The sequence below is a fragment of the Staphylococcus croceilyticus genome (genome assembly GCF_002902575.1).
GTDB lineage: Bacteria > Bacillota > Bacilli > Staphylococcales > Staphylococcaceae > Staphylococcus > Staphylococcus croceilyticus.
Window position 1 is genome coordinate 1 of the sequence record NZ_PPRD01000018.1, and the last position, 1,305, is coordinate 1,305.

General features: G+C 29.1%; 1 protein-coding gene. It reads left to right on the top strand.

Features of this window, described 5'->3' with window-relative positions; translation table 11 throughout:
- Nucleotides 1-749: protein rep (locus CD128_RS04120; protein WP_231917253.1), on the top strand; the 749-nt coding region annotated here is incomplete at its 5' end.
- Nucleotides 750-1,305 lie beyond the last annotated feature (556 nt).

The window sequence follows — 1,305 nt, forward strand, 5'->3', positions numbered from 1 at the left end:
CAGTTTGTAATTGGAGGCGTGCTATGAAAAATAGTTATCAAGCTCAAAAAGTGATTGAAGAAGTGGTAAAAGAAAAGCCTAAAGCTCGGTGGTTATTTCTTACTCTATCAACACGAAATGCGATAGATGGAGATACTTTAGAACGAAGTTTAAAGCATTTAACTGAATCTTTTAGAAGATTATTTAAATATAAAAAAGTTAGTAAAAACTTAATTGGTTTCATGCGTTCAACAGAAGTTACAGTTAATAAAAATGATGGTAGTTATAATCAACATATGCATGTCTTATTATGTGTTGAAAGTAAGTATTTTAGAGGTTTTGAAAATTATATTTCGCAAAATGATTGGATTGATTTTTGGCAAAAAGCATTACAAGTTAATTATCGACCAGTAGCAAATATTAAAGCGATCAAACCAAATCAAAAAGGCGATAAAGATATTCAAGCAGCAATCAAAGAAACCTCAAAATATTCGGTTAAGTCATCTGATTTTTTAACTGATGATGACGAAAAAAATCAAGAAATCGTAAATGATTTAGAAAAAGGTTTATATCGAAAACGTATGTTGAGTTATGGTGGTTTGCTTAAACAAAAACATAAAATTTTAAATTTAGATGATGTTGAAGATGGCAATTTAATTAATACAAGTGACGAAGATAAAACAACGGATGAAGAAGAAAAAGCACATTCAATTACGGCAATTTGGAATTTTGAAAAACAAAATTATTACTTAAAAGATTTGAAACGTTAGCTTAAAAGCTAGCGTTTTTTTATGTCTTTTTTCCCCTGCGGGAACTATAGCGTCCAACCGGCATGGTTGACCAGTTTTTATGCCAATTTTTAAATTTGCATGTAAATGGGCAGTGTCTAAAAAATTAGTCACTGGTTTTGATCAAATTTTAGTTTGTGGAATTAGAATATATTTATTTGGTTCATATTTACGTTTTAAAAGCTTGTGTAGGTTTTTAGGTATAAAACTATATGATTTACCCCTAAATCTTTAAAATACCCCCTTAAAATTCAAAATAAAGGCATTTAAAATTTTAAAAATAAAAAAGCTACTAGTAAAAAACTAGTAGCTTAAATCTTAGTTAAATTTCGATGCAGTATTAATTTTTATATCTACGCTACAACGTCGATTCTAGTTCGTGTAGTATTAATTTTTGTATCTGCGCCACAACGCCGATTCTAATAAATGTAGTATTAATTTTTATATCTGTGCTACAACACCGATTACTTAAAACTAAGATAAAAAATCGACGAAGGTCGATTATGGTTTTTACACGCGTTCTTTTAGAACGCATAAG